Source organism: Serratia sp. CY38905, from assembly GCF_052168875.1.
GTDB lineage: Bacteria > Pseudomonadota > Gammaproteobacteria > Enterobacterales > Enterobacteriaceae > Serratia > Serratia sarumanii.
Window position 1 is genome coordinate 265,361 of the sequence record NZ_JBJNLV010000004.1, and the last position, 25,473, is coordinate 290,833.

Annotated in this window: 25 protein-coding genes; 6 read left to right on the forward strand and 19 right to left on the reverse strand. The window is 63.9% G+C overall.

Annotated elements, in window-relative coordinates:
• Positions 1 to 129: 129 nt before the first annotated feature.
• The 9 genes from hpaA to ACJ8MK_RS12600 form a co-directional block, all read right to left on the reverse strand.
• Positions 130 to 1,026: a 4-hydroxyphenylacetate catabolism regulatory protein HpaA gene (gene hpaA / locus ACJ8MK_RS12560; RefSeq protein ID WP_033636987.1), complete on the reverse strand. Its 897-nt coding sequence runs from the start codon at positions 1,024 to 1,026 to the stop codon at positions 130 to 132.
• Between the two features lie 34 nt (positions 1,027 to 1,060).
• Complete coding sequence (gene hpaX, locus ACJ8MK_RS12565) at positions 1,061 to 2,431, reverse strand: 4-hydroxyphenylacetate permease (protein ID WP_033652854.1); 1,371 nt, start codon at positions 2,429 to 2,431, stop codon at positions 1,061 to 1,063.
• A gap of 3 nt (positions 2,432 to 2,434) precedes the next feature.
• A complete protein-coding gene (gene hpaI / locus ACJ8MK_RS12570; protein ID WP_033636985.1) occupies positions 2,435 to 3,229 on the reverse strand; it encodes a 4-hydroxy-2-oxoheptanedioate aldolase in 795 nt (264 codons plus the stop codon).
• Between the two features lie 78 nt (positions 3,230 to 3,307).
• Positions 3,308 to 4,111: a 2-oxo-hept-4-ene-1,7-dioate hydratase gene (hpaH, locus tag ACJ8MK_RS12575; RefSeq protein ID WP_039567496.1), complete on the reverse strand. Its 804-nt coding sequence runs from the start codon at positions 4,109 to 4,111 to the stop codon at positions 3,308 to 3,310.
• A gap of 14 nt (positions 4,112 to 4,125) precedes the next feature.
• On the reverse strand, positions 4,126 to 4,512 hold the full coding sequence (locus ACJ8MK_RS12580; RefSeq protein ID WP_004933172.1) for a 5-carboxymethyl-2-hydroxymuconate Delta-isomerase: 387 nt from the start codon (positions 4,510 to 4,512) through the stop codon (positions 4,126 to 4,128).
• A gap of 50 nt (positions 4,513 to 4,562) precedes the next feature.
• Positions 4,563 to 5,636 carry a 3,4-dihydroxyphenylacetate 2,3-dioxygenase gene (hpaD, locus tag ACJ8MK_RS12585; protein WP_004933173.1) on the reverse strand — a complete coding sequence of 358 codons (1,074 nt, stop codon included), beginning with the start codon at positions 5,634 to 5,636 and terminating at the stop codon, positions 4,563 to 4,565.
• A 37-nt stretch (positions 5,637 to 5,673) separates the two neighbouring features.
• On the reverse strand, positions 5,674 to 7,128 hold the full coding sequence (hpaE, locus tag ACJ8MK_RS12590) for a 5-carboxymethyl-2-hydroxymuconate semialdehyde dehydrogenase (protein ID WP_041037801.1): 1,455 nt from the start codon (positions 7,126 to 7,128) through the stop codon (positions 5,674 to 5,676).
• Positions 7,125 to 7,889 (reverse strand): fumarylacetoacetate hydrolase family protein, encoded by a 765-nt coding sequence (locus tag ACJ8MK_RS12595; protein ID WP_033648528.1) that lies wholly within the window; start codon positions 7,887 to 7,889, stop codon positions 7,125 to 7,127. The genes hpaE and ACJ8MK_RS12595 overlap by 4 nt, the downstream gene beginning before the upstream one ends.
• Positions 7,886 to 8,518 (reverse strand): fumarylacetoacetate hydrolase family protein, encoded by a 633-nt coding sequence (locus ACJ8MK_RS12600; protein ID WP_033636979.1) that lies wholly within the window; start codon positions 8,516 to 8,518, stop codon positions 7,886 to 7,888. Before ACJ8MK_RS12600 ends, ACJ8MK_RS12595 begins: the two co-directional genes overlap by 4 nt.
• A 327-nt stretch (positions 8,519 to 8,845) precedes the next feature.
• Between ACJ8MK_RS12600 and hpaR the strand changes: the two genes are divergently transcribed.
• Positions 8,846 to 9,298 carry a homoprotocatechuate degradation operon regulator HpaR gene (hpaR, locus tag ACJ8MK_RS12605; RefSeq protein ID WP_033648530.1) on the forward strand — a complete coding sequence of 151 codons (453 nt, stop codon included), beginning with the start codon at positions 8,846 to 8,848 and terminating at the stop codon, positions 9,296 to 9,298.
• A gap of 56 nt (positions 9,299 to 9,354) precedes the next feature.
• On the opposite strand, the gene ACJ8MK_RS12610 is transcribed toward hpaR, so the two are convergent.
• The 7 genes from ACJ8MK_RS12610 to ACJ8MK_RS12640 all read right to left on the reverse strand — a co-directional run bounded on the left by ACJ8MK_RS12610 (position 9,355) and on the right by ACJ8MK_RS12640 (position 16,816).
• Positions 9,355 to 10,146 carry an SDR family oxidoreductase gene (locus ACJ8MK_RS12610; RefSeq protein WP_060439115.1) on the reverse strand — a complete coding sequence of 264 codons (792 nt, stop codon included), beginning with the start codon at positions 10,144 to 10,146 and terminating at the stop codon, positions 9,355 to 9,357.
• A gap of 4 nt (positions 10,147 to 10,150) precedes the next feature.
• Positions 10,151 to 10,948: a molybdenum cofactor biosynthesis F family protein gene (locus tag ACJ8MK_RS12615; RefSeq protein WP_060439116.1), complete on the reverse strand. Its 798-nt coding sequence runs from the start codon at positions 10,946 to 10,948 to the stop codon at positions 10,151 to 10,153.
• Between the two features lie 11 nt (positions 10,949 to 10,959).
• A complete protein-coding gene (locus ACJ8MK_RS12620; protein ID WP_033648535.1) occupies positions 10,960 to 11,742 on the reverse strand; it encodes an SDR family NAD(P)-dependent oxidoreductase in 783 nt (260 codons plus the stop codon).
• Positions 11,735 to 12,325 carry a DUF3156 family protein gene (locus tag ACJ8MK_RS12625; protein ID WP_049194551.1) on the reverse strand — a complete coding sequence of 197 codons (591 nt, stop codon included), beginning with the start codon at positions 12,323 to 12,325 and terminating at the stop codon, positions 11,735 to 11,737. Before ACJ8MK_RS12625 ends, ACJ8MK_RS12620 begins: the two co-directional genes overlap by 8 nt.
• Positions 12,300 to 13,793 (reverse strand): APC family permease, encoded by a 1,494-nt coding sequence (locus tag ACJ8MK_RS12630; RefSeq protein WP_049194549.1) that lies wholly within the window; start codon positions 13,791 to 13,793, stop codon positions 12,300 to 12,302. The genes ACJ8MK_RS12625 and ACJ8MK_RS12630 overlap by 26 nt, the downstream gene beginning before the upstream one ends.
• Positions 13,794 to 13,922: 129 nt before the next feature.
• Positions 13,923 to 15,107: an anaerobic sulfatase maturase gene (locus tag ACJ8MK_RS12635; RefSeq protein ID WP_442517775.1), complete on the reverse strand. Its 1,185-nt coding sequence runs from the start codon at positions 15,105 to 15,107 to the stop codon at positions 13,923 to 13,925.
• The gene (locus ACJ8MK_RS12640; RefSeq protein ID WP_442517776.1) at positions 15,104 to 16,816 is read right to left on the reverse strand and encodes an arylsulfatase; all 1,713 of its coding nucleotides are present in this window, start codon (positions 16,814 to 16,816) and stop codon (positions 15,104 to 15,106) included. Before ACJ8MK_RS12640 ends, ACJ8MK_RS12635 begins: the two co-directional genes overlap by 4 nt.
• A 482-nt stretch (positions 16,817 to 17,298) precedes the next feature.
• On the opposite strand from ACJ8MK_RS12640, the gene ACJ8MK_RS12645 reads away from it, so the two are divergent.
• The 4 genes from ACJ8MK_RS12645 (at position 17,299) to ACJ8MK_RS12660 (ending at position 21,284) form a co-directional block, all read left to right on the forward strand.
• Positions 17,299 to 17,946 carry a helix-turn-helix transcriptional regulator gene (locus tag ACJ8MK_RS12645; protein ID WP_442517777.1) on the forward strand — a complete coding sequence of 216 codons (648 nt, stop codon included), beginning with the start codon at positions 17,299 to 17,301 and terminating at the stop codon, positions 17,944 to 17,946.
• Positions 17,947 to 18,086: 140 nt separating this feature from the next.
• A complete protein-coding gene (locus tag ACJ8MK_RS12650) occupies positions 18,087 to 19,274 on the forward strand; it encodes an MFS transporter (protein WP_060422573.1) in 1,188 nt (395 codons plus the stop codon).
• On the forward strand, positions 19,271 to 20,383 hold the full coding sequence (locus ACJ8MK_RS12655) for a class II histone deacetylase (RefSeq protein WP_033648541.1): 1,113 nt from the start codon (positions 19,271 to 19,273) through the stop codon (positions 20,381 to 20,383). The genes ACJ8MK_RS12650 and ACJ8MK_RS12655 overlap by 4 nt, the downstream gene beginning before the upstream one ends.
• Before the next feature lie 94 nt (positions 20,384 to 20,477).
• Complete coding sequence (locus tag ACJ8MK_RS12660; RefSeq protein WP_060426845.1) at positions 20,478 to 21,284, forward strand: alpha/beta hydrolase; 807 nt, start codon at positions 20,478 to 20,480, stop codon at positions 21,282 to 21,284.
• A 38-nt stretch (positions 21,285 to 21,322) separates the two neighbouring features.
• On the opposite strand, the gene ACJ8MK_RS12665 is transcribed toward ACJ8MK_RS12660, so the two are convergent.
• From ACJ8MK_RS12665 to ACJ8MK_RS12675, 3 genes are all read right to left on the reverse strand, one after another.
• Entirely contained in the window at positions 21,323 to 21,688 is a 366-nt protein-coding gene (locus tag ACJ8MK_RS12665) for a cupin domain-containing protein (RefSeq protein WP_015376517.1), read from the reverse strand.
• An 18-nt stretch (positions 21,689 to 21,706) separates the two neighbouring features.
• Positions 21,707 to 23,008 (reverse strand): NAD(P)/FAD-dependent oxidoreductase, encoded by a 1,302-nt coding sequence (locus tag ACJ8MK_RS12670; RefSeq protein ID WP_039567525.1) that lies wholly within the window; start codon positions 23,006 to 23,008, stop codon positions 21,707 to 21,709.
• Between the two features lie 220 nt (positions 23,009 to 23,228).
• A complete protein-coding gene (locus ACJ8MK_RS12675; protein ID WP_039567527.1) occupies positions 23,229 to 23,987 on the reverse strand; it encodes a helix-turn-helix transcriptional regulator in 759 nt (252 codons plus the stop codon).
• A 229-nt stretch (positions 23,988 to 24,216) separates the two neighbouring features.
• On the opposite strand from ACJ8MK_RS12675, the gene ACJ8MK_RS12680 reads away from it, so the two are divergent.
• On the forward strand, positions 24,217 to 25,344 hold the full coding sequence (locus tag ACJ8MK_RS12680) for an iron-containing alcohol dehydrogenase (protein WP_442517778.1): 1,128 nt from the start codon (positions 24,217 to 24,219) through the stop codon (positions 25,342 to 25,344).
• Positions 25,345 to 25,473 lie beyond the last annotated feature (129 nt).

Consider the following 25,473-nt stretch of genomic DNA (forward strand, 5'->3'; position numbering starts at 1 on the left):
GTTAAAATAATGTTTTCTTTTGGTTGCTTAATTGAAGCTGCCAAAGCCGGTTTCGAGAAGAGACTTTTGCGGCAATCGCCGGTACTTTTCAGGTCAGTTTGCCGCTTTCGCGGCAAACTGTGATCGCGGTTACGAAAGGGCGTGTTGCGCCGCGCGGTAGGTCGAGGGGGAACAGCCTTCCAGCCGATTGAAAAAACGGGCGAAATAGGCCGGATCCTTGAAGCCGAGGCTGTAGGCGGTTTCATGCACCGTGCAGGCGCTGAACAGCAGCATGCGTTTGGCCTCGCGCAGCAGCCGATCGAAGATCAGCCGCTTGGGCGGCCGGTTGGCGAAGCGCCGGCACAGGTCGTTGAGCCGCGATTCGGTCACTCCCAGCGCCTGCGCATACTCCGGCACCGGCAGGTGCTCGCGAAAACGCTCGTCCACCATCTTGTTGAACCGCTGAAACAGCTGCAGTTCGCCGCGCACGCCGCTGTTGGCGTTGTCTTCCAGCGCGGTGTTGCGCAGCAGCAGCGTGAACACCGCCTGCGCCAGCAGCGCCAGCGTCTGTTCGCGCCCGGCCAGGTTCTGGCCGAACTCGCGGCGGATCAGCGCCCAGTAGTGGCTGAGCGCCGTCAGCTCCTGCGGCGCGTCGGCCAGCGACAGGCAGATGCCCGGCATGTCCAGCGCCAGGTTGCTGCCGGGATACAGGCGCTCCAGCAGCGGCCAAATCAGCTCCTGGCGCACCGTCAGCACGTGGCCGTCGCTGTCCGGTTCGGTGAAGAACGCATGCGGCACCGACGGCGGCGTAAGGATGAACAGCGGCGCCTGCACCGAATAGTGCTGATCGTCGAGCTGCAGCTCTATCTTGCCGGTTTCCAGGAAATGCACCTGAAAGAAGCAGTCGTGCCAGTGCACCTGCATGTCGCGGCCGAAGAATGCCGCCAGCCCGGCGAAGGTTTCGTAGTGCACCTCGTCGGCGGCGTAACGCGCGTCATACTCTTTGCAAATATCGATGTTGGCGATAAAGCCGGTACTTTTCCGCACCTCATGACCTCCTGCAATCATGCCCACTTGCGCATCAAGGCGTCGCCCTCGGGCGCGAATCCTTCATCGGGATGCGCCACACCAGCACGGCGCCGACGATCAGCAGCGCCGAGACGAAATACAGCCCGGAGTTGAAGCTGCCGGTCAGATCCTTGAACCAGCCGATCAACAGCGGGCTGAGCGCCGATCCGATATTGCCGGTGGCGTTGATCACCGCGATCCCCACCGCGCGCGCTTCCAGGCTGATCGACTGATCCGGCGTGGTCCAGAAGATCGCCATGGCGGTAAAGGAGCCGACCGAGGCCATCACGATCCCCAGCAGCTGGATCAGGCTGTGATCGGTGGCGGACGCCAGCAGCCAGCCGGCGGCAGCGAACAGATACGGCAGCGCGGTGTGATGCTTGCGCTCCTGCAGCCTGTCGGATCGTTTGCTCCACCACACCATGCCGGCGATGGTGCAGATCTGCGGGATCGCCGCCAGAATGCCGATCGTCACGTTGCTGCTGCCCTGGTTGAAGCTTTGCAGGATCTGCGGCGTCCAGATGTTGATCGCGCTCAGGGTGTTGGTCAGGCAGAAATAGGCCAGCGTGTACATCAGCACGATCGGCGTGAAAATCTCGCGCCACAGGCTGCGCTGTTGCAGCGCGCGGTGGCTGCTCGGCCCGTTGGGCTGCACCAACTGAAGCTTGTCGGCCTCCATCATCGCCTGCAGGCTGGCTTTCTCCTCGTCGGTCAGCCACTTGGCCTTGGCCGGCGTATCGTCGAGGTAGAACCACACCACCACGCCCAGCAGCACCGACGGAATGCCTTCCAGCAGAAACAGCCACTGCCAGCCCTTCAGGTTCATCACCCCGTCCAGCGCCAGGATATAGCCGGAGACCAGCGAACCTATCGCCATGGTCACCGGCATGGCGATCATGAACAAGGCGTTGGCGCGGGCGCGGTAGAACGCCGGGAACCAGTAGGTGAGGTACACCAGAATGCCCGGCAGGAAACCGGCCTCGGTGATGCCGACGATCATGCGCAGCACGTACAGGCTGGTCGGCCCGGTGGCGAACATGGTGCAGGTGGAGGCGATGCCCCACAGCACCATGATGGTGGCGATCCAGCGCCGCGCGCCGACCCGGCTCAGCATCATGTTGCTCGGAATGCCGAAGATCACGTAGGTGACATAGAACAACGTCGCCGCCAGCCCGAACATGGTCGAGCTGAGGCCGAGATCTTTGCCCATCGTCAGCCCGGCGAAGCCGATGTTGATACGGTCGAGGAAAGAGAAAACAAACAACACGAACAGGAAAATGATCAGGCGCCGAAACAACTTTTTAATCACCGATTGCTCGGCGGCGGTTAACGCTTTATGTTGCTGCGCCGGGTTGGCCGGCGGCAGCGAATCGACGTGGTTCATGGTTCAGTAAACTCCCGATGAAGGCGCTTGCACCCCGCCCTGTTTGAACTCGTCAGCCAGGGCTTCCGCCGCCCGCGCCAGCAGGGTGGTGTCCACCCCCACCGCGACGAACAGCGCGCCGGCTTCCAGATAGCGCTGCGCCAGTGCCTTGTTGGCCATCAAAATGCCGGGCGCCTTGCCGGCGGCGCGGATGCGCGCAATCGCGTCGTCGATGGTGCGCTGCACCTCCGGGTGCTGCGGATTGCCGGCGAAGCCCATATCAGCGCTGAGATCCGCCGGGCCGATAAACACGCCGTCCACCCCTTCCACCTGCAAAATGGCGTCGAGGTTTTTCACCGCTTCGCGGGTTTCAATCTGCACCAGCACGCACATCTGCTCATCGGCCTGCTGCAGGTAATCGGGCACCCGGTTCCAGCGCGAAGCGCGCGCCAGGGCGCTGCCGACGCCGCGTACGCCGTGCGGCGGATAGCGCGTGGCGCGCACCGCATCGCGCGCCTGTTCGGCGTTTTGGATCATCGGGATAAGCAAGGTTTGCGCGCCGACGTCCAGCAGTTGCTTGATGATCACCGCGTCGTTCCACGGCGGCCGCACCACCGGCCGGCTCGGGTAAGGCGCGACCGCCTGCAGCTGCCCCAGCACCGTTTGCACGTTGTTGGGCGCATGTTCGCCGTCGATCAGCAGCCAGTCGAAACCGGCGCCGGCCAGCAGCTCGGCGCTGTAGCTGCTGCACAGCCCGAGCCACAGCCCGATCTGCGGGCGTTTTTCCTGCAGCGCACGCTTGAAGTGGTTGGTTAACATCGCATTCTCCCTGACAAGCGGGCGTAGCGCATGGCCCCCCGCCCGGTTTATTGCGGCCCGGTTCGCCGAGCCTGCTTATTAGACGAAGCGGCAGCTGATGCAGCCCATCGGGCCGTAGTCGACGTGGAAGGTGTCGCCGCGCCGCGCCGGCACCGGCCGGGTGAAGGAGCCGCCGAGGATCACCTGCCCCGCTTCCAGCTCCACCTCATACGGCGCCAGCTTGTTGGCCAGCCAGGCCACGCCGTTGGCCGGGTGGTTGAGCACCGCCGCCGCCACGCCGGACTCTTCAATCACGCCGTTGCGGTACAGCAGCGCGGCGATCCAGCGCAGATCCAGCGCATCCGGCTTGATCGGCCGCCCGCCCATTACCACCCCGGCGTTGGCGGCGTTGTCGGAGATGGTGTCGAACACCTTGCGCGGCCGCTGCGTCTCGGGATCGACGTTGTGGCTGCGCGCGTCGATGATCTCCAGCGCCGGAATGACGTAGTCGGTGGCGTTGTAGACGTCGAACAGCGTGCAGTTCGGCCCGCGCAGCGGCTTGGCCAGCACGAACGCCAGCTCCACCTCCACCCGCGGCACGATAAAGCGATCGATCGGAATGTCGCTGCCGTCATTGAAGAACATGTCGTCCAGCAGCGCGCCGTAGTCCGGCTCGGTGATCTGCGAGCTCACCTGCATGGCGCGCGAGGTCAGGCCGATCTTGTGGCCCTTGAGCTTGCGCCCCTCGGCGATCTTCAGCTCCACCCACTGCCGCTGAATGGCGTAGGCGTCCTCGATGGTGATCTCGGGATGATCGAGCGACAGCGCGCGGATCTGTTCACGACTCTTTTCCGCCTGATGCAGGCGCTGTACGGCGCGGTTAACCTGCTCTTTATCCAGCATTTACGACCCCTTATTCACGCCTTGTTGAACAGCGCGTGGACATTGTTCTGTTTGTAATTCAGCACCGGATCCAGCTCTTCCATAGTGAAAGAGAGCGCCAGGTAACGCTGCGCCATCAGCGCGGCGAAGTGTTCCTTGATCAGCGCAAACAGCATCTCGCCCACCTGCTGCCGGCTTTCCAGGCTGCGGCCGTGGCCGATCTTCAGCGTCATGTGCACGAAGGCGTAGTCCTGCTTGCCGTCGGCCATCTGCCAGGTGTCGAGCCAGATGGCGCGGCTGCGTACGCCGGCCAGCGGAAAGATGCCGGTCGCCGCCAGCGCCTCGTTGACCTTGGCGAACAGGGTGGGCAAATCCGCCTCGCGGCGGATGTTGTCGGTACATTCAGCGTAGAAATGGGGCATAGCGTTCTCCAGACGGCGCATAGGCGCGGGCGCGGCCCGCGCAGCGGCATTTACAGCGTATTGCCAAGTTTGAAACCTTTTTCCGTATCGCCCTCACGGGTGTAGGAAAAACCGTCTGCGCCGATGGTGACGGCCATTTCGCTGGGCGCGCTGCGTTCGATGACCGGCTGCGGCTGCCCATCGAGATCCAGCACCAGCGATCCTTCGGTATACCAGCTCGGCACCACCGGATTGCCCCACCAGTCGCGGCGCTGGTTGTCATGCACGTCCCAGGTCACGGTCGGGTTGTCCGGATCGCCGGTGTAGTAATCCTGCGTGTAGATCTCCACGCGGTGGCCATCGGGATCGCGCAGGTAGAGGTAGAACGCGTTGGAGACACCGTGACGGCCGGGGCCGCGTTCGATCAAATCGGATTTGCGCAGCGCGCCGAGCTTGTCGCAGATGGCCAAAATATTGTGCTTTTCATGGGTGGCGAAGGCGATGTGATGCATGCGCGGCCCGGCGCCGCCGGTCATCGCGGTATCGTGCACCGTCGCCTTGCGGCGCATCCAGGCTGCATAAACCACGCCGTCTTCATCGCGGATGTCTTCCGTTACGCGGAAGCCCAGCCCCTGGATGTATTCCACGGCGCGCGGCACGTCAGGGGTGATTTGGTTAAAGTGATCGAGGCGCACCAGCGCGCCCGGCGTATACAGATCGTAGCGCCAGGCCAGACGCTCGACGTGCTGCACGTCGTAGAAAAACTCATACGGGAAGCCGAGCGGATCCTCGACCCGCACCGCATCGCCGATGCCTTTGGCGAACCCGTTCACCCGCCGCTCGGTGCGGCAGCCAAGCGCCTTGAAATACGCTTCGGCGCGATCGACGTCTTCCGGCGTGCGCACGCGGAAAGCAAACGCCGCAACGGCGGCGACCGGGCCTTCGCGCAGCACCAGGTTATGGTGAATGAACTCCTCCATCGAACGCAGGTAGAGGGTTTTGTCATCCTCGGCGGTCACGACCAGGCCGAGGATATCGACGTAAAATTCGCGTGCGGCTTTAAGGTTCGTGACCTGAATTTCCATGTAGGCACAGCGCACGACGTCGGGAGCAGGGACAGCATTAGTGGTAAGTTTTGTCGTCATTGTTCTCATCTCTTTCGTTATTATTGTGGCCCGAGGCTTAGACGCCCCATTTCGGGATCGGGTGGTCGCCCATGGAAATGCACACGTTCTTCATTTCGGCGAACACTTCGAAGCTGTATTCGCCGCCTTCGCGGCCGGTGCCGGAGGCTTTCACACCGCCGAACGGTTGGCGCAGATCGCGTACGTTTTGGGTGTTGACGAAAACCATGCCCGCTTCGATGCCGCGGGCCAGGCGCAGAACCTTGCTCACATCCTGCGTCCAGATGTACGACGCCAGGCCGTATTCCACGTCGTTGGCCATGCGCAGGCCGTCTTCTTCCGACTTGAACGGCAGCAGGCAGGCCACCGGCCCGAAGATCTCTTCCTGCGCCACGCGCATCCGGTTGTCGACATCCGCCAACACCGTCGGGCGCAGGAAGTTGCCGTGGTTCAAACCGGCCGGTTTGTCCGGGCCGCCGGCCAACAGGGTCGCCCCTTCTTCCACCCCGAGGCGGATATAGCCGGAGACTTTTTCCCAGTGCTGCGGGCTGATCAGCGCCCCCACCTGGGTGTTGGGATCTTGCGGATCGCCCACGCGCAGACGGTTGGCGCGCTCGGCGAAGCGTTTGACGAATTCCGGGTAGATGCTCTCCTGAATGAAGATGCGCGAACCAGCGGTGCAGCGCTCGCCGTTGATCGAGAAGATGGTGAACAGCGCGGCGTCGAGCGCCCGCTCGATGTCGGCGTCTTCAAAGATCAGCACCGGCGACTTGCCGCCCAGTTCCATGGAGAATTTCTTCAGCCCGGCGCTTTCGATGATGCGGCGGCCGGTGGCGGTGCCGCCGGTGAAGGAGACCGCGCGCACGTCTTTATGGCGCACCAATGCGTCGCCGGCGGTGGCGCCGTAGCCCTGCACCACGTTCAGCACCCCGGCCGGAATGCCGGCCTCCAGCGCCAGCTCGCCCAGGCGATCGGCGGTCAGCGGCGACAGTTCGGACATCTTCAGCACCGCGGTGTTGCCCAGCGCCAGGCAAGGCGCGGTTTTCCAGGTGGCGGTCATGAACGGCACGTTCCACGGCGACACCAGCGCGCATACCCCCACCGGCTGCACCAGCGTGTAGTTGAGCATCTTGTCGTCCACCGGGTAGGTCTTGCCGTTCATCTGCTGGCACACCTCGGCGAAGAACTCGAAGTTGTGCGAAGCGCGCGGGATCAGCACGTTTTTGGTCTGGTGGATCGGCAGGCCGGTGTCGGCGGTTTCCAGTTCGGCGATCTGCGGCACGTTCTGGTCGATCAGCTCGCCCAGGCGGCGCATCAGGCGCGCGCGCTCTTTCATCGGCGTATTCGCCCACTTGGGGAACGCCTCTTTCGCCGCCGCCACCGCCTGGTCTATCTCCAGCTGGCCGCCGGAGGCCACTTCCGCCAGCACCTCGCCGTTCGCCGGGTTGGTGGTGGTGAAATACTCTTTGCTGGCGACGTTCTTGCCGTTGATCCAATGGTTGATGGTTTTCATCGCAGGCTCTCCTCGTAATCTTTTTCACTGATAATGTGGTTAACCAGACGGCCGATGCCCTCGATCTCCACCACCACTTCGTCGCCCGGCTGCACGTCGGCCAGCCCTTTCGGCGTGCCGGTGGCGATCATGTCGCCCGGCTGCAGCGTCATGAATTCACTCAGGTAGGCGACCAGGAACGGAATGTCGAAAATCATGTCGGCGGTGCTGCCGCGCTGGCGCAGCTCGCCGTTGACGTAAGTGCTGAGTGCCAGCCGGTGCGGATCGGCGACGTCGTCGCGATCGACGATGTACGGCCCGATCGGCGTCAGGGTGTCGCGGCTCTTCACCCGCAGATTCGGCCGGTAGTAGTTTTCCAGGTAATCGCGGATGGCGTAGTCATTGCACAGGGTGTAACCCGCCACGTACTCCATGGCGTGCTCGCGGCTGACGTTGCGCGCGGTCTTGCCGATCACCGCCACCAGCTCGGCTTCGTAATGCATGTACTCCACGCCGGCCGGGCGCACCGACACCTGGCGGTGCCCGGTCAGGGTGTTCGGCGCCTTGAGGAACACCAGCGGTTCCTCCGGCGCCTTGAATTCCAGCTCGCTGGCATGGTCGGCATAGTTCAGCCCGAGGGCGAACACCGTGCCCTGCGCCGGCGGCAGCCATTCCACTTCGCGCTCCTGCAGCACCTCGCCGTTCGGCAGCGTGACGCGCAGCTGGTCGTCCACCTGGACGTTGACGGCCTGGCCATGATGGCGAATACGGGCATGTTTCATGATGCGGCTCCTGCTTGGGTGACGCGGTTGGTCAGCGTGGGCAGGCCGGCGGCGCGCACCGTCACCTCATCCCCCGGTTTGATCTCCACCCGCTGGTGCGGGGTGCCGATCAGCACCGCATCGCCCGGCTGCAGGGTGATGAAATCGCTGATGGCGGCGATCAGCTCCGGCACCGAGCGCACCAGATCGGCGGTGGACCAGCGATCCTGCTCCACGCCGTTGATCTCGGTGACGATCTCCAGCCGATCGGCAGCCTCCAGCTGGCCGATCTCCCCCAGCGGGCAGAACCCGTCGCGGCATTTGGCCTTGATTGCCGGGCGATAGAAGCTGCTTTCCGGCAGGCTGACGTCGTTGGCCAACGCGTAGCCGGCCAGATAACGGCTCACCTGCTCAACCGGCACCTTGCGCGCGGTATCGCCGATGATCACCGCCAGCGTGCCGCCGCTCTGCACGGTTTCACCGGCCGGAAACGGGATCGCCCCGCCGTTGGCGAGGTGGGTGTTGCGCGGTTTGATAAACCACACCGGGGTTTTGGGCGGGGTCTGATACGGTGGCTGGTGAAACGCCTGATCCCAGGCGTCCAGTTGGCTGCGGTGGTTCAGCGCAACGGAAAATACGGTGCCTTTCATGCGAACTCCTCCAATGGCAAAACATGACAACCGGCATTCATTAATATATTAATGATTACTTTTATACGCTGTGCAGCTTTTACGCAATGCGCTTGGAGTGATTTGTGATCGTGATAACAAAATATTCACAAATAACGAACATTAGCGTGATTATTCAATGTATTAATCATTTTTCTCGCCATTTTTCGCTGCGCCTCGCATTTTTGCTTTATCCCTACGGGTAACTTTGGCTACTATTAAGTTATTAACAAAACCGGGCTTTGCGGGGCAGGCGCCCCCATAACGAGCGCCGTAACAACGAACACCTTGATAGCTAAGGCCAAACTTATGCATGAATCGTTAACCATCGCCCTGCTGCAGGCGCGTGAAACCGCCATGGGGTTCTTCCGCCCGATCCTGAAAAGCCACAATTTGACCGAACAGCAGTGGCGCATCATCCGCGTGCTGGCCAACAGCCGCTCGATCGAATTCCACGAGCTGGCGGCGGAAACCTGCATCCTGCGCCCCAGCCTGACCGGCATTCTCTCGCGCATGGAGCGTGACAAGCTGATCTTCCGCCTCAAGCCGGTCAATGATCAGCGCAAGCTGTACGTGTCGCTGACCCAGCAGGGCCAGGATCTGTATGAAGTGGCGCGCCACCAGGTGGAACAGGGCTACGCCGAGATTGAAGCCGCCTTTTCGCGGCAGAAAATGGACCAGCTGATGACGCTGCTGGACGAGCTGATCACCCTGGGCGACAGCCTGCCCGCCAACGTCACCGCGCATCCCACTAAGAAGTGATTTAACCAACCGGAATTCTCAAATTAATTGGCGTTGCAGCAAACAACGCTGCAGCGTCAGGTAAGCAGAGAATTCGTTTCCGGCAACAGCGCGCCGCCGTCCACCACCAGCGTCTGGCCGGTGATGTAGGCCGCCGCCGGCGAGGCGAGAAACACCATCGCCGCGGCGATGTCTTCCGGTTCCCCCAGCCGCCCGAGCGGCACCGAGGCGGCGATCGCCTGATTCACCTGCGCGTCGCCCAGGTTGGCTATCGCCGGCGTGCGGATCATCCCCGGCTCCACGCCGTTGACGCGAATTTTCTCCGCCGCCAGCTCCAGCGCCGCCGCGCGAATAAACCCGTTCACCCCGGCCTTGGAGGCAGCGTAGTGCGCCAGCCCCGGGTAGGCCACCCGCGGGCCGGTCACCGACGAAGTCACCAGAAGGCAGCCGCCGCCCCGGCGGCGCATCCACGGCAGCGCCGCCTGCGCCAGAAAGAACGGCGCCATCAGATTGACGCTCAGCGTGCGTTGCAGCAGGGCCGCGTCGATAGCGGCGAACGGCGTCAGCGGAAAGTAAGCGGCGTTGTGGATCACCACGTCCAGCCGTTGATGCCGCTCGCCCACCATCGCCACCAGCTCGGCGACCTGCCCCGGTTCGGCCAGATCGCAGGCCAGCGCCTGCACGCTCAGCCCTTCGTCCCGCAGCGCCTGCGCCGCCGCCTGCGCCTGCGGCAGCTGCACGTCCGCGATCGTCACCTCGGCGCCCAGGCGGGCAAAGACGCTGACGATCGCCAGCCCAATGCCCTGCGCGCCGCCGGTCACCAGCACCGCCTGCCCCGCGAAGGCGTCGGCCGCATAGGTTGCGCTCATCGCCCTATCCTCGCGGGTGGCGCGTGGTGTTCAGCACCTGCGCATGGGCACCGACCGCAAAGTTGCTCAGCGCACTGAAATCGCTGCCCTGATAACCGAGGATCTTGCCGTCGGTGCGCATGCCCTGCAGATCGATCATCACCACGCCCAGCGTCGGGATGATCTTCTCGCGCCAGACGAACAGATAAAGCTGCTCCGCCACCTTCACGTAGTGGCAGCGATCGACGTCCGCCAGCCCTTTCTCCACCCCGTCCAGACACTGCCAGGCGTAGAAGTTGTCGTTCAGGTAGATGTGCTCGTACCGCTCGGTCGGGCTGTAGGTGTACATATTGCGCATGCCGATCAGCTCATCGGTAAAGCCCGGCGGCGCCACGTCGGCGTCATCCAGCGTGCCGAAGCGGAACTCGGCCTCGACCGCGGTCAGCGGCAGCCCCTGTTCCACCCGGCTGAAGGCATCGAGCCGCGCCTGCGCTTCGTCCGGCAGCTGGCCGTATACCGCGGTGAAGTTGCCCTGATTGCGGTCGCATACCAGCGTAATGCTGGCGTTGGCGCGGGCGGGATCGAGAAAATCGATAAACAGCACACCGGGGCGAATGCTGGTGGCGCGATAGGCGACGCCGCGCCGTTCGCCCCACTCCAGCGTCTGCTCGTCGGTAAACCGGCAGCGCTGCGTCACGCCGTCGCTAAAGCGCAGCGTCAGCGTGGCGCCCGCCAGCCCGTGCTGCCGTTCCAGCGTATTGCTGTGCGGCGCAAAGCCTTCCGCCAACGCGCCAACCTGAATGAATACCGCTTCTGAACTCATGGAAATGCTCCTTACAGGGAAGTGAAAGCCAGGGTCGGCACGTCAACGATGGTGGAGCCGCCGTCGGCCACCAGCGCCGCGCCGGTAATGATTGAAGCTTCGCTGGAACACAGGAAACGGCAGACGCGGGCGATCTCCTCGGCGCTGGCCGGGCGGCGCAGCGGCACGTCGCGGCAGACCATCTGGTAAGCCTGCTCCAGCGAAATCTGATGGGCGTCCATCAGCAGTTGCATCTCTTCGTCCGCCATCGGCGTGGTCACCCAGCCGGGGCACACCGCGTTGGCGCGCACGCCCAGCGGGCCATAGTCGCGGGCGATGGAGCGCATCAGCCCGATCAGCGCGTGCTTGGCGGTGACGTAGCCGCAGACCTCCGGCCCGGCGGCCAGCGAGGCGATCGACGCGACAAACAGCAGGTTGCCGCCGCTTTTAATCAGCTCCGGCAGGCAGGCGCGCGCGCTGGCGAAGGCGCTGTTGAGGTTGCTGTCCATCGCCCCTTGCCACTGCGCGTCGGTCATCTCGGTGATGCGCTTGAAGCCCATGCCGCCGGCGCTGCCGATCAGGCAGTCGATGCGCCCGGCTTCGCGCAGAATGGCCGGCAGCAGCGCGTGGTTCCAGCTCTCGCCGCTGGCGGCGTCGCCCACCAGCGCCTGCGCGCCGATCTCTTGCGCCAGCGCCGCCAGCGGTTCCGGGCGGCGGCCGATGATGAACACCCGATCGCCCTGCGCCGCCAGCAGACGGGCGCAGGCGGCGCCGACGCCGGTGCCGCCGCCGGTAATCACAACCACTCTATTCATGATTCAGCTTCTCCATCAGTTGGCCGATCATCAGCAGGCTGCTCAACAGCAGCCGCCGCTGTTCGGCATCCAGCCGCAAATAGCGGCGGCCGGCCGGCAAACGGCTGACCACCTCCGATGCGGCGAAATGCTCGATATCCACCTGCCAGCGCCCGTCTTTCACCGTCAGCCGCACGCGGCGAAAATCCAGCTGCGCCAGCGTCTCGCCGATCTGCGGGTAGCGCTGCAGGCCGTCCAGCACCCGCTGCGCGGCCGCGTGGCGCTGGCGCAGCAGATAACGCACCCCGCGCCGCCGCAGCCAGCCGCCGGTCACCACGTCCAGCGTCATCGGGGGCTGCGCCGCGCACGCGCCCTGCAACCGAAAGCGGTGGCTGACGATATGCGCCATAAACAGCCCCTGCACCTGTTCGTCGATCTCGATCTGCGGCCCCTGCGGCAGCGTCAGCCGCAGCAGGCCCGGTGCCAGGCGTTCGCACGCGTAGGGTTCCAGGTTGCGCGCCAGACGATCCAGCGCGGCGCCCGGCCGATAGCCCGACGGCGCTCGCCGCCAGGCACGATTAAATGAGGGAAGTAAGCCGATCAAACTGCGCCTCCTCGTTTTCACCTTTGGCGAACGCGTTCTCCAGCACCTGCTCGACCGGCACCGGCTTGAACGGATTCACTTTCTGCACGCACAGCGTCCAGAACAGCGCATAGGCGGCGGTCAGGCCGATCATCCAGCCGAAGGGAATGTAGATGTCGCTCGGGTTCATTCCCGGCGGCGTGATGTAAACGATGGCCAACACGATGCCGACGCTGGAAACGATCTGCGGCAGCGGGAACCACGGCGATTTATAGGCGCGCGGCAGATCGGGGCGGCGTACGCGCAGGATCACCACCGAGCAGGTCACCAGCAGGTAGGCCACGCCCCAGGCGCACACCGCCGCCAGCACCAGCGGAATGATCCTGTCGAGGTTGCCCTGAATGGCGAAAGCGTGTACGCAGGGGATCAACACCGCCACCAGAATGCCGACCACCGGCGTCTTAAAACGCGGGTGCAGATAGGCGAATATGCGCGGCAGCGCGCCGTCCAGCGCCATGCCGTACAGAATGCGCGGCACCGCCGCCATCAGCGTGTTGATGGTCGCCGCGCCCGCCAACAGCAGGCCGACGCCGAGCCAGTATTTGCCGAACTGGCCCATTACCTGGCCGGCGAACGCCGGGATGGCCATCGGCGTTTCCAGCAGGCGCGCGCCGCTGGCGGCGTCGATCACCACGTTTTCCACCTGGTGGCTGAGCGCCGCGCCATACAGCGCCATGCACACCGCCACGCCGCACAGCCCCAGCGCCATCGCGCGCGGGATCACCCGATCGCAGCGTTTGATCTCCGGTGCCATCGGCGTCACCAGCTCACAGCCGACGAACATGAACATCGCCATGCCGATCAGGCTGAATACCGCGAAGGGATCGTTCAGGCTCAGCGTGCTGCCGAACCAGCCCTCGAGCGGCACCGCATGCGGCGACAGTAGCCCGACGATGCCGAAAATCACCAGCGTGCTCCACATGGCGAAGGTCAGCACGATCTCCGCCTTGCCGAAGGCCTCGATGCCGAACGCGTTGAGCAGGCCGAACACGATGACCAGCCCGACGCCGACCATCCAGGAGGCGTTGTGGCTTTCCATCAGGGTGTTGAGGTGCTCGAAGTTCACCAGCGCCATGATGCCGGAGAGAATGGTCTCGGCGGTGCCGGCGAAGATGTGCACGATCAGGTAGGCCGACAGCGCGCCGGTAATGGCGAAAAAGCGCCCCATGCCGCAGGAGATGTAGTCGTAAACCGAACCGGAGGTCGGCAGCAGCGCCGCCGCTTCGGAGAAGGTGGTGAGCTGCGCCTGCATCATGATGAAGGCGATCAGCATCGCCAGCGCGAAGGTGTCGCCGCCGATGCCGAAGCCGCTGGTGACCGTCAGGATCACCGGGCTGGCCATGATCACCCCGACCGAACTGGCCAGGGTGGTGGGAAAGCCGACCTTGCCTCGAGCCAGGTGGGCGTGCAACCGCGACGACAGGTTCATGGTTATTTCCTCTTATAGTTTTGGCCTGATGCATGCAGGTGCTTGCAGGTTTTTCACCGCCAGCGGCGGTAATCTCACTATAGAGAGGAAAGGAAAATGCTGACTATCGTCCTTAAGGACGAGACGGTTTCAACCTGCGGCCGCGCTCACGGCGGCGCGCCACTGCATCGCCCCCTGCGGGCTGCGCGGGTAGGCGCGCAGCGGCGCCAGCAGCGCGGAAAAGAAGGCGTAATAGCCGGCGCACAGCCGGTTGTAGCGATCTTCGCCCACATGCGCCGGGCAGCCGCCCTGGCAGACGCTTTTCACGCTGCAGCGTTGGCACTCGCGGCGCAGGCTCTTGTTTTTACCGAACGGCATCTCCGCCGCCCTTGCCGCCAGGGTGGCGAGCGGCGTGTGGCGATCGGCATGGCCGAGCAGGTGCTGCGCGTTGATCAGATGATCGCAGGCGTAAAGCCGCCCGTCCGGCTCCATCACCAGATTGCCGCCGCAGCGTTCGGCGTGTACGCAGCTGGGGCTGACGTGGGTGAAATACTGCGCGTAGACCTGTTCGATGTTCATCACAAACACCTGGCCAACGTGCCCGCGGCTGCGCCAGCGGCGGTACACCGCCAGCATGAAGCGCCCCCAGTTGGCGGCGCTTAGCCCATAGCCGGCGGTGGGCGCATCCCCTTCCAGCATCAGCGGCTGGAACTGCAGATAGCGCGCCCCGATCGCCACCGCATGATCGTAGATCGCCTCGGCGCGATCCGCGACGCCGTCGTGCACCACCATCAGCAGGTTGAAATCGATCTGATGGCGCTGCAACAGCGCAATGCCGCGCAGCGCGGCGTCATAGCTGGCACCGCCGCGCTTGTCCGGCCGGTGGGCGTCCTGCACCTCACGATCGCCGTCCAGGCTGACGCCGAGGATAAAGTGATGCTGCCGGAACAGCCGGCACCAGGCGTCGTTCAGCAGGGTACCGTTGGTCTGCAGGCTGTTGCTGATCCGCACGCCCGGCGGCGCGTAGCGGCGTTGCAACGCCAGCGCCCGCTTGTAAAAACCGATCCCCGCCAGCAGCGGCTCACCGCCCTGCCAGACTAAGTTGATCTCGCGGCTGTAACGCGGCTGGGCGGCGATGTAGCCGCGGATAAATTCCGCCAGCAGGTCGTCGTCCATCTTGCACGTCCGCTCCTGCTGGCGCTGCGGATAGTAGCAGTAGCGGCAGCCCAGGTTGCAGCCGGCGCCGATCGGCTTCACCAACAGATGAAAAGGCGCCGCCGCGCGCGGTTCGCTCTCTACCGGGATCTGCTGCGCGCGCAGCTGGGCCAGGTTCATGGCGCCGCCTGCGGCAACGGTTTGTGGGTCAACGGATCCAGGCCGATGTAGTCGCCGGTGCTGGCGTCGACGCCGAGGTAGTCGATCGCTGCGCCTTTGGCTTCAATGACCATGCCCTGCTGCGCAAAGCGGCGATACGCCTCGCTCAGCCGTTTGACTCGCTCCGGGTTGGCGGCGGCCAGATCGCGCGTTTCCAGCGGATCGTCATGCAGGTTGAACAGCCCCCACGGCGCCATCTGCGCCGTCGGCCCGGCCTTCACCAACCGCCGCAGCTTCCAGACGCCGTCCACATAGGCGGCCTGGTTATGCAGCTCCACGCCGTAGGTCGCGCGCGGCACGCGATCAGCCTCGCCGCTGAAATAGCGTTTGAAGCTGACGCCGACCATCGGCAGCGTCGGTTTGGCCTTCAGCGGTTTGTTGGCGTCGATGCCGGCATAGTCATACAGCGTCGGGGCGATGTCATACACCGCCATCGGCGTGCGGTCGATGCCGCCGCGCCCCTTCAGCCGCGGCGCGGAGATGATGAAATCGGTATTGATGCCGCCCTGCGCGCTGGTGGTTTTGTGGTAATTGGCGTACGGCGCGTTGCTGACGTTGGCCCAGTGCGGCCCGTAGGAGATGAACGAGCCCTTGCGGCCGAGGTTGGCGTAGCTGTTGTCGAACTGCCGCCAATACTCCGGCTTCGAGCCGTAGTAGAAGCCGCTGGCGGGGTTGGCGCCGTTGTCGGTGGCGAACACGATCACCGTATTTTGGTCGCGGCCGGTCTGCTTCAGGGTGTTCAGCACCGCGCCGACCTGATCGTCCATGTAAGCGATCATCGCCGCGTACACCTGCATGGTCTTGGCTTCATATTTTTGCTGCTCGGGCGTTAGCGCGTTCCAGGCCTTATCCAGCGCCAGCGTCGGCATCGGCGTGCGCTCGGAAATCAGCCCCAGCGCTTTCAGGCGCTGAATGCGCTGCTGATAGGCCTGCTGGTAACCGGCGTCGTATTTGCCGTCGAATTTGGCGATCCAGTCATCCGGCGCCTGCAATGGATCGTGCGGCGCGGTGAAGGCCAGATAGGCGAAGACGGGCTTATTTTGCGGCGTATCGCGGATCCACTGTTCCAGCTGCTCGGCATAGGCCTTGCTGGAATAGAAATCTTTGGGCAACGACACGCGTTTGCCGTTCAGGGTGTAGAAGGTGTGGAACGCCTCCACGGTGCCCAGCGGTTTCGCATCGTCGAAATGGCTGGTGCCGCCGCCCATAAAGGCGAAGGCGCGCTCGAAGCCGCGATCGGTCGGTTTGGCGCCGTCGACATAGCCCAGGTGCCATTTGCCCGCCATCATGGTGGCGTAACCCGCATCGCGAAAACGCTCCGGCAGCGTGGTCACGCGGTCGGTCAGGCGCATTTCATAGCCCGGCTGCGCGGCGGTGCTCTCATACCACCACATGCCGCCCATGCCGGCCTGCTGATTGGTGTTGCCGGTCATCAGCATCGACCGCGCCGGCGCCGACATCGGCGAGGTGTAGTACTGGCTCATGCGCACGCCCCGTTCGGCCAACGCCTGCAGGTTGGGCGTCGGTATCTCGCTGCCGAACGGGCTGATGTCGGAGTAGCCCATGTCGTCCACCAGAATGATCAGCACATTGGGGCGATCGGCGTCCGCCCCCTGCGCCAGGCCCGATAAGGCGCCGCTCAACGCCACCGCCAACGTTTTTTTCTGCATCGTTCGTTCCCCGTATGGTCATGCGGACTGAACAACCCGACGCCTCAGCCCGAGAAAGGTCATCATTTTTTCGTCTTATACGTTTGGCGCCGCCTGGCGCTATCTTCAATTCGCAGTGTAGGAAGCGGCGGAAAAGCCTGGCTATCGTTCTTAAGAACGAGGGACGACGGCGACGGCATCGGCTGTAGCACGCGCAGGGCGGCGAGGGCTTAGTCCGGGCAAACATTGAAAAGCGCTGTAAATTCAGCGGGAAAAGCGGTGAATTATTTCATTAACCTATTAATGAAAATCGCGATAAATCCGAACAGAAAAGCCCTGATTAACGCAGTGTCATCTTGTTATTTATGTATTTTATTGCAATCGGCCTCACGTTGTTAATATGTTTTTATTGTGTTGCCAAATTGCTACAACTATGCTTGTATCGTTCATATATTGACCGCCAACCTTCTCCAGATTGAACGATAAAGGGAGGAACACGAATCATGCACAGCACAGCATCCGATGCCTTTATCAACAGTTGTTTGGCGACCATCACGCACCTGATCCCGGTGTCCGCCGGGGTGTTTTATCTGGTCGATCGCGACCTGCGGCCGGATCATTACATCCTGTATGGCATGCCCGATAAAACGCATCAGCAGTATCTGAACCACTTCCAAAAGATAGACCCGCTGCAGCCGGCCAATTTCCATCGCCAGAACATCACCATGGTCGGCATGAGCCCGGCGGCGATCGCCGGCAACCGCCGCTATTACCACGACTTTATGCTGCCGAACGACATGCGCGACATGACGGAGATCTTCATCCGCCAGCGTAAGCGCATCGTCGCCGGGGTATCGCTGATCCGCGATACGCCGTTTACCGAAGTGGAGCGCGGCCGCCTGCGCGCGGTGCTGCCGCTGATCGAGCTGGCGACGCGCGATCTGCTGCCCGACGGCGAGGCGCAGATGCTGACCGCCAAAGAGCAAGAGATCGTCAACCTGGTGCGCGAAGGCGCCAGCAATAAGCGCATCGCCCTGAAGCTGGGCATTTCGCTGTCCACGGTGAAAACCCATATGCGCAATATATTCGCCAAAACCGACGTGGTGAACCGCACCGAGCTGGTCGCCGGCGGCTTTCTCGCCCACGGTTAACGCCCGATAACGGCCGCCGCTGCCGACGGCCGGAAAATAACGCCAAAACGTATTCGCCATTTATGGCGCGGCCTCCCCCTGCCCGCAATCGGGCCGGGCGGGATATTTCATCGTCACTTAACGCTTGGGGAATAAGGTTTATGTCCAGTGATTCGGTTTCCGCGCCCGCCGTCGGCGCGGCGCTCCCCTGCCCGCCGCGGCTGCTGACCGCCATTATCGTCTTCGCCGCCATCGCGCCGGGCATTCTGATGACCGCCCCCGCCGTGGCCGCCCAGCTCGCCGCGCAGTGGCAGCTCGGCCCGGCGCAGATCGGCCACCTGTTCTCCACCGAACTCGGCGCCATGAGCCTGGCCACGCTGCCGGCGTGGTGGTGGATCGGGCGCATCAACTGGCGGCGGGTCGCTACGCTGTCGGCGCTGGTGTTTATCGCCGGCAACCTGGCTTCGGCGCTGGCGCAGGATTTTACCCTGCTGCTGCCGCTGCGCTTTATCGCCTCGCTGGCGGGCGGCACCCTGATGATCCTGTGCATCACCTGCGCCGCCGGCACCGCCAATCCCAGCCGGGTCTATGCCTTCTGGGTGCTCGGCCAGCTGGTGCTGGGCGCGGTCGGGCTGCTGGTGCTGCCGCCGCTGTTCGCGCACTTCGGCCTGATGGCGGTCTACCTGATTCTGGCGGCCATCATGCTGTGCTGCCTGCCGCTCATCCCGGCGTTCCCCAACGGTTTCACCGCTGCCCGCGCCGCCCGCAGCGGCCCCGCCGCCTCGCTGGCGCGCAAGCTGTGCGCCGTGCTGGCGGTGCTGACCTTTTACATCAGCCTGAGCGCGGTCTGGACCTTTATCGGCGGCATCGCCGCCGGCGCCGGGCTGTCGCCGGCCCACAGCGGCCAGGTGCTGGCCGTCGCCACCTTGCTCGGCATCGTCGGCGCGGGGGCCGCGGCGCTGATCGGCGCGCGCTTCGGCGGCGGGCGCCCGATCGTACTGGGGTACGCCCTGCTGCTGGCCAGCGTGGCGCTGCTGACGGGCCAGCCCCTGCTGCTGCGCTTCGCCCTGGCGGCCCTGCTGTTCAAATTCACCTGGACCTTCGTGCTGCCGTTCATTCTGGCGCGCGTCGCCGGGTTGGATAACGACGGCAAGCTGATGAACGGCATCAACCTGGTGATCGGCGGCGGCATGGCCATCGGCCCGACGCTGGCCGGCTCTCTGATCGAATCTTCCGGCGGTTTCAACGCCTTGCTGTTCGGCGCGCTGGGCTGCGCGCTGCTGTCGCTGCTGTTGATTTCGCTGGCTTCACCGCGCGCACCGCGCCGTATAACAGGAGGAGAAAGGTGAAAAGAACAACCGGTTTCTTGTTTGATGAACGCTGTTTCTGGCACAGCACCGGCCTGCACGCCACCACCCTGCCGGTCGGCGGCTGGGTACAACCGCCCTCGGGCGCCGGCCACGCCGAGTCGCCGGAAACCAAACGGCGCATGAAGAACCTGATGGACGTGTCCGGCCTGTCGCGCCAGCTCACCCTGCTGAGCGCCGAACCGGCGACGGAAGAAGACCTGCTGCGCATTCACCCCGCCCACTACCTGCAGCGTTTCAAACAGGTGAGCGACAGCGGCGGCGGCCTGCTGGGAGAGGAAGCGCCGCTGGGGCCGGGCAGCTATGAAATTGCCAAACTCTCCGCCGGGCTGGCCTGCGCGGCGGTGGAGGCGGTGCTGCAGGGCGAGCTGGATAACGCCTATGCGCTGTCGCGCCCGCCGGGCCACCACTGCCTGCCGGATCAATCGATGGGTTTCTGCTTCCTGGCCAATATTCCCATCGCCATCGAGCGCGCCAAGGCCCGCTACGGCCTCGGCAAGGTGGCGGTGCTCGACTGGGACGTGCACCACGGCAACGGCACCCAGCACATCTATTGGCAGCGCGGCGACGTGCTGACGCTGTCGCTGCATCAGGACGGCTGCTTCCCGGCGGGCTATTCCGGCGAACGGGATCGCGGCGAAGGCGCCGGGGCGGGCTGCAACGTTAACGTGCCGATGCTGGCCGGCGCCGGCGACGACGGCTACCTGCACGCCATGCGGCGCATCATCATCCCGGCACTGGAAAAATTCGAGCCGGAGCTGATCATCGTCGCCTGCGGTTACGACGCCAACGCCCTCGATCCGCTGGCGCGCATGCAGCTGCACAGCGACAGCTTCCGCGCCATGACCGCGCTGGTGCAGGACGCCGCCGACCGGCTGTGCGGCGGTAAACTGGTGATGGTGCACGAAGGCGGCTACGCCGAATCCTACGTGCCGTTCTGCGGGCTGGCGGTAATGGAACAGCTGAGCGGCGTGCGCACTGAAGTGCAGGATCCGTTGCTGGCGTTCATCCAGCAACAGCAGCCGCGCGACGCCTTTAATCGCTTCCAGCGCGAAGCGCTCGACGAACTGGCGCGCCAGTTCGGCCTGTAATCCCCTCTCTGCGGGCGCCGCACCCGGCGCCCCTGACAACTTCGTCGCCAGCCGCTACGCTGAAGGGCAACCCTACCACCATGAGAACAATAAGATGCCCGAACAAACCGTCAGCTTTATCAAAGGCCGTCACGGCGACATCGCCGTGCATGATTGGGGAAATGACCAGCCGCGCTATCTGGCGCTGCTGATACACGGCTACGGCGAGCATCTCGGCCGTTACCAATACGTGGCGCGCACGCTACAGGCGCAGGGCGCGCGGGTGTTTGGCCCCGACCATCTCGGCCACGGCCTGTCGCAGGGCGAACGCGTGCTGATCGAGGATTACGACGCCGTGGTCGACGACGTGCAGCGCGTGGTCAGCCATTTCCGGCAGCAATACCCCACCTTGCCGCTGGTGGTGATCGGCCACTCGATGGGCGGCATGATCGCCACCCGCTACGTGCAGCGCTACGGCGAGGAGGTGCGCGCGCTGGTGCTGTCCGGCCCGCTGCTTGGCGACAGAACGGCGATCTCCGATCTGGCCGAACTGCCGACGATCCCCGACGCGCCGTTGGATACCGCCACCCTGGCGCGCGATCCGGCGGTTGGCGCGGCGTATCAGGAAGATCCGCTGGTGTGGCACGGGCCGTTCAAGCGCCCCACCCTGCGCGCCATGCAGCGGATCCTCGCCGCCATCAACGCCGGGCCGGGCTTCGGCGCGCTGCCCACGCTGTGGATCCACGGCGACGACGATCGGCTGGTGCTGATGAGCGAAACGCAAACCGCGCTCGATCGTCTGCAGGGCGACAATTTCGAACGGATGATCAATGCGGGTGGGCGGCACGAGAGCTTTAACGAAACCAATAAGGATCGGATCCTCAAGCGGGTGACCGATTTTATTGCGCGGGCGCTGGGCTAAGGCGTTCCCCCTCAGCATGCTGAGGGGGCATAAAAGCGTCATCCCTCGACGATGGCGAGGTAGTGTTTGACGAAGCGGTCCGAGGTGATGTCCCAGCGCACCGGGGTGCCCTTCTCGACGAACCAGGAGTCGCCGGCCTGATACTGCACCGATTCGCCGGTGCGTTCGTTGGTCAGGGTCGCGCTGCCTTCCCACACCGTGGCGTGCTCGGCGAACGGGTACTCCATCACGAAGCTGCCGCGGGTGCAGCTGAACACGCCGCAGTTCAGGTTGTCGGTCGGTTCGCCGAAGATGCTGGCCACGCCGACGTTTGGCGTGCCGGCGATCACCGTGGCGCCCAGGTTGCTGACGCTGCCGATCTCCAGCAGTTCCGGCAGCGGTTGTTTAAGCAGTAACGGTTTCATGTCATTCTCCTCTGAGGGTTAACGGCGGCCTTTCCAGTAGCCGGATGTCTGGTGCCAAACCTTACCGGCGGTGGTCATCACCCGCCGCAGCTTGTCCTTGCCGAAGATGTTGACGTGCGGGATCGAGCTCATCAGATCGTAGCGATCGGATCCTTCGCTCATGCCTTCCGCCAGCACCTTGCACACGATGTGGCTCGGCGTCACGCCGAAGCCGGAGTAGCCCTGCACGTAAAACACGTTGTCGCGATCCGGCAGCGTGCCGATCTGCGGGAACAGGTTGGCGCTGCAGCACAGCGGGCCGCCCCAGGCCAGATCGATCTTCACGTCTTTCAGGTACGGGAACACTTTCAGCATCAGGTTGCGGTTCCAGGCCTTGAGATCCGACGGGAAGTATTCGATCAGGCGGGTGGCGCTGCCGAACAGCAGCCGGTTTTCGTTGGTCACCCGGTAATAGTCGATCACCGGGCGGATGTCGCTGTAGGCGCCGCGGATCGGGCTGATCTGGCGGATCAGATCGTCAGACAGCGGCTCGGTGGCCAGCTGGAAGGCGTAGGTATTGATGGTCTTGCGATAAATCTGCGGCTCCATGCCGTTGAGGAAGCCGTTGCAGGCCCACAGCATCTTGTTGGCGCGCACCGAGCCCATGGCGGTGCGCACCGTGATGCGCGACCCATACTCCACGTTGAGCACGCTGCTGTTCTCGAAGATTTTCACCCCGTAGCCGCTCAGCGCCTTGGCCTCGCCCAGCAGCAGGTTGAGCGAATGCACGTGGCCGCCGCCCATGTGTTTCAGCGCGCAGGTGTAGGCGTCGGAGCCCACCACCTGCTTCACCTCCGCCCCGGTGTAGAGCTCAATCTCCTCCTGCGGCGCTACCGCCCTGAACTCCTTCAGCCAGCCGCGCAGGGTCTTCTCCTGGCGCGCATTGCTGCCGAGGTAGCCGTAGCCGAAACAGAAGTCGGCGTCGATGTCATATTTCTTGATGCGCTCGCGGATAATGCCGGCGCCGAGGTTGCTGATTTTGAAGATGGTTTCCAGCCCGGCCGGGCCAACGTGGCGCTTGATCTTCTCCAGATCGTGGCCGATGCCGGCCATCACCTGGCCGCCGTTGCGCCCGGTGCCGCCGTAACCCAGATAGCGGCCTTCGAGAATGGCGATGTTGGTGATGCCCTTCTCCGCCAGCTCCAGCGCAGTGTTGATGCCGGAGAAGCCGCCGCCGATGATCACCACGTCGACGTCCAGATCCTCTTCCAGCGTCGGGAAGCGCAGATCGTATTTTTTGGTCGCCGCGTAGTAGGTTAAGGACTCGATTTCGTTGTTCACTGCCGCACTCCCGATTGCCTATGCCATGACATCGGATTATCGGGAGGCGGCAGCCGTGCCGCTATGTCCCCTTAGGGACATTCGTCCCCTTCATCTTTCAAACTACAGCGTTGTTGGCTGCTGACGTTCACCCCAGTCACTTACCTAAGTAAGCTCCTGGGGACGCTCGTCCTGGCCGCCTAGCTGTAGCTTGAAAGCTATAGGGGATAGATCGATACATTCACGCGCTGCGGCGCTGCGGGGCGGTCAGCAACAGGCTGAACAGTTCGGCCTGCGAGCCGATGTTCAGCTTGCCGTAGATGTTCTTGCGGTGATTTTTTACCGTGCCGAGGCTGATGAACAGCCGGTCGGCAATCTGCTGCGAACCGCAGCCGGCGAGGATCAGATCGACAATCTCGCGCTCGCGCGGCGTCAGCAGATAACGCGCCTGCGCGCCATCGTCGTTCCCCGTGTCGGCCTCGGCCGGCGCCGCCACCACTTCGCCGTGCAGCCGCGCCACGCTTTTCACCAGCGTCAGCGCGCTGCGCAGATCCGCCCGCTGCGGGTAGCGCACCGCCACCGTGCGGCGCGCCGAGCCGAAGAACACCCCCAGCCCGCGCTCCGGCGTCAGCTGCAGCAGCACGCCGGCCTCGTCGTGCCAGCCGGTCTTGCGATAAAAATTACGGTAATAGTCGCTGTGATAAAATCCGCAGGGCGCCAGCTGGCGCAGCGTGAGCACCTCGCCTGCGCCGCCGTCGTTCAGCGCACGGTAAAACGGATCCTGCAGATAGGCGCCCTGTTGGTAGATCTGGTTGACCGCATCGCTGTTTTCCCGCTCGGTTTTGATCAGGCAGCGCGGCGGCCGGCCGCGTTCGAAGGCATAAACGATGGCGTTGTCGAAGGCGAAAAAACCTTCCAGCCAGTTCAACAGGCTGGGATAAAAGCGCGGGCTGGCCACCGCATCGATCACCGCAGACAAGCGTTCAACCTGAATATCCATACCCGCCTCGCCATTATTAATACATTAACAATCTACCGATTTCGGATGGGGTTGGCCGCATGACGGCCGGTACTGTTAAAAAAAGCATCAGGCGCGCCGAAATGCAAGAACGCGATCGTTTACATGTTAAACAACTCACAAGTTGCCGCAGCGGGGAAAGCGGTGGCCGCTCTGCGCCCGCTGGCTTATGCTGTGGCATCGCGCCCTGCAACGCCGTCAAGGAGACCTCATGTCCGTCAGCCACATCATCGCCAACCGCCAGACCTGGTTCGGCCACGGCAGCATCCGGCAACTGCCGCCGCTGCTGCTTGCCGATCCGCAGCCAACGCTGCTGTTCAGCTGCCGATCTTTTCTCAACGGCCCGGTGTACGCCGGCCTGCGCGAATCGCTGACACCGCTGCTCATCGGCACCGAGATCGTCAGCCACGAGGCGTCACCGCAGGAAATTGACGCCTGGGTGGCGCGCTGGCGCGGCCAGGCGCGGCGCGTGGTGGCCATCGGCGGCGGCAGCGTGCTGGACGCCGCCAAGGCGTTCTCCGCGCTGGTGGAGCATCCGCTGCCGACGCTGCGCTATATGGAAAAGGTGGGCGACAGCAAAATCAGCGGCGCCACCCTGCCGCTGATCGCCATTCCCACCACCGCCGGCACCGGCAGCGAGGTGACGCAGAACGCGGTGATCACCGACACTCAGGTCAGCAAAGTGAAGGCCTCGCTGCGCCACAATAACTTCGTGCCGCACACCGCCATTCTCGATCCGCAGCTGCTGGCGGGCGCGCCGGACAAGGTACTGGCCTACTGCGCCATCGACGCCTTCACCCACCTGTTCGAGGCCTATCTGTCGAAAACCGCCGGCGCCATGACGCGCGACATGTCGCTGAGCGGCATCCGCCACTTCCTTGCGGCCTGGCCGGCGCTCAACCGCAGCGACGCGGCGCGCGAAGCGATTATGCAAGCTTCGTACCTTGGGGGGCTGACGCTGAGCGCCGCCGGGCTGGGGGTGATCCACGGCATCGCCGGCGAGATCGGCGCGCTGCGCGACTACCACCACGGCCAGGTCTGCGGCCGCCTGCTGCTGCCGTTCCTCGCCCTGCTGGAAAGCAGCGAACAGCCGCAGCAACGCGCGCTGATGGCCGAACTGGCCGCGCGCCTGTACCCGCACTGGCAGGGCAGCCCGGAGAGCTACCTGACCGATTTCATCACCCGCCACGCCATCGCGCCGTTCTGGCAGGACGATTTGCCGATTTCCGGCCAGGAACTGGCGGTGGCGCTGGAGAAATCCAACAGCAAGAATTCCTGGATCGACTATGCGCCGGCGCAGCGGCAACGGATGATCGAAAAGGCATTTCGCGTCGAATGATGATATCTACCCTAAATAGTTGGAGCTGCATCCCGGCGGCAAGAGGCGGCTCGCCAGAGCTTACTCAAGTCAGTGACTGGCGTACGCACTCGCAGCCAACACAGATGCAGTTTCAAGCATGACGGGTAT

Coding starts and splice junctions, on each gene's coding strand:
- hpaX (WP_033652854.1), bottom strand. CDS start 2,431: ATGAACCACGTCGATTCGCTGCCGCCGGCCAACCCGGCGCAGCAACAT.
- hpaI (WP_033636985.1), bottom strand. CDS start 3,229: ATGTTAACCAACCACTTCAAGCGTGCGCTGCAGGAAAAACGCCCGCAG.
- hpaH (WP_039567496.1), bottom strand. CDS start 4,111: ATGCTGGATAAAGAGCAGGTTAACCGCGCCGTACAGCGCCTGCATCAG.
- ACJ8MK_RS12580 (WP_004933172.1), bottom strand. CDS start 4,512: ATGCCCCATTTCTACGCTGAATGTACCGACAACATCCGCCGCGAGGCG.
- hpaD (WP_004933173.1), bottom strand. CDS start 5,636: ATGACGACAAAACTTACCACTAATGCTGTCCCTGCTCCCGACGTCGTG.
- hpaE (WP_041037801.1), bottom strand. CDS start 7,128: ATGAAAACCATCAACCATTGGATCAACGGCAAGAACGTCGCCAGCAAA.
- ACJ8MK_RS12595 (WP_033648528.1), bottom strand. CDS start 7,889: ATGAAACATGCCCGTATTCGCCATCATGGCCAGGCCGTCAACGTCCAG.
- ACJ8MK_RS12600 (WP_033636979.1), bottom strand. CDS start 8,518: ATGAAAGGCACCGTATTTTCCGTTGCGCTGAACCACCGCAGCCAACTG.
- hpaR (WP_033648530.1), top strand. CDS start 8,846: ATGCATGAATCGTTAACCATCGCCCTGCTGCAGGCGCGTGAAACCGCC.
- ACJ8MK_RS12610 (WP_060439115.1), bottom strand. CDS start 10,146: ATGAGCGCAACCTATGCGGCCGACGCCTTCGCGGGGCAGGCGGTGCTG.
- ACJ8MK_RS12615 (WP_060439116.1), bottom strand. CDS start 10,948: ATGAGTTCAGAAGCGGTATTCATTCAGGTTGGCGCGTTGGCGGAAGGC.
- ACJ8MK_RS12620 (WP_033648535.1), bottom strand. CDS start 11,742: ATGAATAGAGTGGTTGTGATTACCGGCGGCGGCACCGGCGTCGGCGCC.
- ACJ8MK_RS12630 (WP_049194549.1), bottom strand. CDS start 13,793: ATGAACCTGTCGTCGCGGTTGCACGCCCACCTGGCTCGAGGCAAGGTC.
- ACJ8MK_RS12635 (WP_442517775.1), bottom strand. CDS start 15,107: ATGAACCTGGCCCAGCTGCGCGCGCAGCAGATCCCGGTAGAGAGCGAA.
- ACJ8MK_RS12640 (WP_442517776.1), bottom strand. CDS start 16,816: ATGCAGAAAAAAACGTTGGCGGTGGCGTTGAGCGGCGCCTTATCGGGC.
- ACJ8MK_RS12645 (WP_442517777.1), top strand. CDS start 17,299: ATGCACAGCACAGCATCCGATGCCTTTATCAACAGTTGTTTGGCGACC.
- ACJ8MK_RS12650 (WP_060422573.1), top strand. CDS start 18,087: ATGTCCAGTGATTCGGTTTCCGCGCCCGCCGTCGGCGCGGCGCTCCCC.
- ACJ8MK_RS12660 (WP_060426845.1), top strand. CDS start 20,478: ATGCCCGAACAAACCGTCAGCTTTATCAAAGGCCGTCACGGCGACATC.
- ACJ8MK_RS12665 (WP_015376517.1), bottom strand. CDS start 21,688: ATGAAACCGTTACTGCTTAAACAACCGCTGCCGGAACTGCTGGAGATC.
- ACJ8MK_RS12675 (WP_039567527.1), bottom strand. CDS start 23,987: ATGGATATTCAGGTTGAACGCTTGTCTGCGGTGATCGATGCGGTGGCC.
- ACJ8MK_RS12680 (WP_442517778.1), top strand. CDS start 24,217: ATGTCCGTCAGCCACATCATCGCCAACCGCCAGACCTGGTTCGGCCAC.